The following is a 2,769-nucleotide window of genomic DNA, read 5'->3' as shown; positions in this document are numbered from 1 at the left end:
GGCGCCCGAGGTGGGCTTGGTCATCGAGCCCCAGGTCGCCACCACCTCGCCCGCCGGGCCGATCAGCACCTTGTTGAAATTCCAGCGCGGGGCAAAGCCGTGCTCGGTCGCCAGCCAGCGGTAGAACGGATGCGCGTTGCTGCCCCTTACATGGGTGATCTCGGTCATCGGCAGGGTCAGGCCGAAATTGACATCGCAGAATTCCTTGACCTTCGCCTCGGAGGCCAGTTCCTGGTTGAAATCGTTCGACGGCACCGCCAGCACTACCAGCCCGCGCGGTCCATAGCGTTCATGCAGCCGCTGCAACCCGTCATATTGCGGCGTGAACCCGCATTGCGAGGCGGTGTTGACAACCAGCACCGGGCGGCCGCGATAGGCGTCCAGCGCGATTTCGCCGCCGTCGATCGAGGCGAAGGAAAACCCCTGCGCCGCCTCGGCAGAGGGGGCGGCGGCGGTCAGACCAAGCGAGAAAAGCAGGGCAAGCGGGCGCATCGGACAGGTCCATGGCTGCGGAAAGGCATGGAGGGGAAGTATCGCGCTGCGCCGCCCGGTCAAGCCTGCCCCGGTTGCATTCCCCGGCCCACTGTTTATCTCTTGGCAAGGATCTGCAAGGATGATTGACGGATGATCCGCTATTTGCTCGACTGCGCCAAGGGACACCGCTTCGAAAGCTGGTTCCAGTCGGCCGATGCCTTCGACAAGCTGCATGCCGCGGGACTGGTCGCCTGCGCGGTCTGCGGCAGCAGCGATGTAACCAAAAGTCTGATGGCGCCCGCCGTCGCTCCCGACCGCGCCCCGCCCGCGCGCCCCCTGTCGCAACCGGCCAGCCCCGCCGAACAGGCTCTGGCCGAACTGCGCCGCCGGATCGAGGCGGAATCCGAGGATGTGGGGCTACGCTTCGTGAAGGAGGCGCGCGACATGCATGAGGGCCTGGCGCCCCGGCGCGCGATCCGGGGCGAGGCGCGGCTCGACGAGGCCAGGGCGCTGATCGAGGAGGGCGTGCCCATCGCGCCGCTGCCCTTCATCCCCGGACGCAAGGCAAACTGAAGGACCCGACCATGCCCCCCCTGATCACCGGCGCCAATCGCGGCATCGGGCTGAGGCTCCTGCAGGACTACGCCGCCGAAGGGCTGGCCCCGATCGGCACCACGCGGGCCGACGACGCCCCCGCCGTCCCCGGCGCCCGGTGGGAGGTGCTGGACGTCACCGACGCGAAACAGCACCGGGCGCTGGCGGACCGCCTGAACGGCCAGCCCATCGACCTGCTGGTCTGCAATGCCGGGCAGTATCTCGACAAGCACGAGACGCTGGAAAACGGCTTTCCGCCCGCGATGTGGGCGCAGATGTTCGCCGTCAACGTCACCGGCGTGTTCCTGACGATCCAGACCCTGCTGCCCAATCTCCGGCGCGCCGAGCGGCCGCGAATCGTGATCCTGTCCTCGGCGATGGCCTCGACGGAACGCGCGCCGGGCGGATCCTACATCTATCGCGCGTCGAAGGCGGCGGCGCTGAACCTCGGCCGCAACCTCGCCACCGATCTGCGGCCGGTGGGCATCGCGGTCGGCATCTACCACCCGGGCTGGGTCAGGACCGACATGGGCGGGGCCGCCGCCGAGATCGATGTGGCCGAGGCCAGCGCCGGGCTGCGCGCGCGGTTCGAGGCGCTGAGCCTGGCCACCACGGGCTGTTTCGAGACCTGGGACGGTCGCCCGCATCCCTATTGATCTTGCCCTTGGCCGGACCTTGCCCTAGAGCGTCGCGGAATAATTCGGACGAAGGGCGCCAGATGCCGCTTTTGGTGATGAAATTCGGGGGCACCTCGGTGGGCGATCTGGCCCGCATCCGGAATGCTGCCGAAAAGGTCAAGCGCGAGGTCGAGCGCGGGTTCGACGTGATCGTCGTGGTCTCGGCGATGTCGGGCAAGACGAACGAACTGGTCGGCTGGGTCGAACAGACCTCGCCGCTGTTCGATGCGCGCGAATATGATGCCGTGGTCAGTTCCGGCGAGAACGTGACCGCCGGGCTGATGGCGCTGACGCTTCAGGAAATGGACGTGCCCGCGCGCAGCTGGCAGGGCTGGCAGGTGCCACTGAAGACGACGTCGGCCCATTCCGCCGCAAGGATCGAGGACATCCCGCGCGCCAATATCGACCAGAAATTCGCCGAAGGCATGAAGGTCGCGGTGGTCGCGGGCTTTCAGGGCATCAGCCCCGAGGGCCGGATCACCACGCTGGGCCGGGGCGGGTCCGACACGACCGCCGTGGCCTTTGCCGCCGCCTTCGACGCGGTGCGCTGCGACATCTATACCGATGTCGACGGGGTCTATACCACCGATCCAAGGATCGAGGGCAAGGCACGCAAGCTTGACCGCATCGCCTTCGAGGAGATGCTGGAACTGGCCAGCCTCGGCGCCAAGGTGCTTCAGACGCGCTCGGTCGAGCTGGCGATGCGCTACAAGGTGAAACTGAGGGTCCTGTCGAGCTTTGACGAGACCGACGAGAACTCCGGCACGCTCGTCTGCGACGAGGAGGATATTGTGGAACAGAACGTGGTTTCCGGCGTCGCCTATTCCCGCGACGAGGCCAAGATGACGCTGATCTCGGTCGCCGACCGCCCCGGCATCGCGGCGACGATCTTCGGCCCGCTCGCCCGCGCGGGCGTCAACGTGGACATGATCGTGCAGAACATCTCGGAAGAGGGGCGCACCGACATGACCTTTTCCTGCCCGGTCAACCAGGTGCCCCGCGCCGAGGACGCGATGGAAAAGGC

General features: G+C 67.1%; 4 protein-coding genes. 3 read left to right on the top strand and 1 reads right to left on the bottom strand.

The genetic code is table 11. From position 1 onward, the window contains the following. Window positions 1–492 (bottom strand): glutathione peroxidase (locus ENN83_RS00870; RefSeq protein ID WP_287182975.1); only part of this gene is annotated, 492 nt, incomplete at its 3' end. A gap of 132 nt (window positions 493–624) precedes the next feature. Here ENN83_RS00870 and ENN83_RS00865 point away from each other — a divergent pair. From ENN83_RS00865 to ENN83_RS00855, 3 genes are all read left to right on the top strand, one after another. Next, entirely contained in the window at window positions 625–1,047 is a 423-nt protein-coding gene (locus tag ENN83_RS00865) for a DUF1178 family protein (protein WP_287182973.1), read from the top strand. A gap of 11 nt (window positions 1,048–1,058) precedes the next feature. Next, entirely contained in the window at window positions 1,059–1,724 is a 666-nt protein-coding gene (locus ENN83_RS00860) for an SDR family NAD(P)-dependent oxidoreductase (protein ID WP_287182972.1), read from the top strand. Window positions 1,725–1,786: 62 nt separating this feature from the next. Next, a partial coding sequence (locus ENN83_RS00855; RefSeq protein WP_287182970.1) for an aspartate kinase occupies window positions 1,787–2,769 on the top strand: 983 nt, incomplete at its 3' end.

Origin of the sequence: Rhodovulum sp., assembly GCF_011048875.1 — a bacterium.
In the GTDB taxonomy this organism is placed as follows: domain Bacteria; phylum Pseudomonadota; class Alphaproteobacteria; order Rhodobacterales; family Rhodobacteraceae; genus Rhodovulum; species Rhodovulum tesquicola.
Note: the sequence above shows the minus strand (reverse complement) of the source record. Positions and strands in the feature narration are given on the sequence as shown.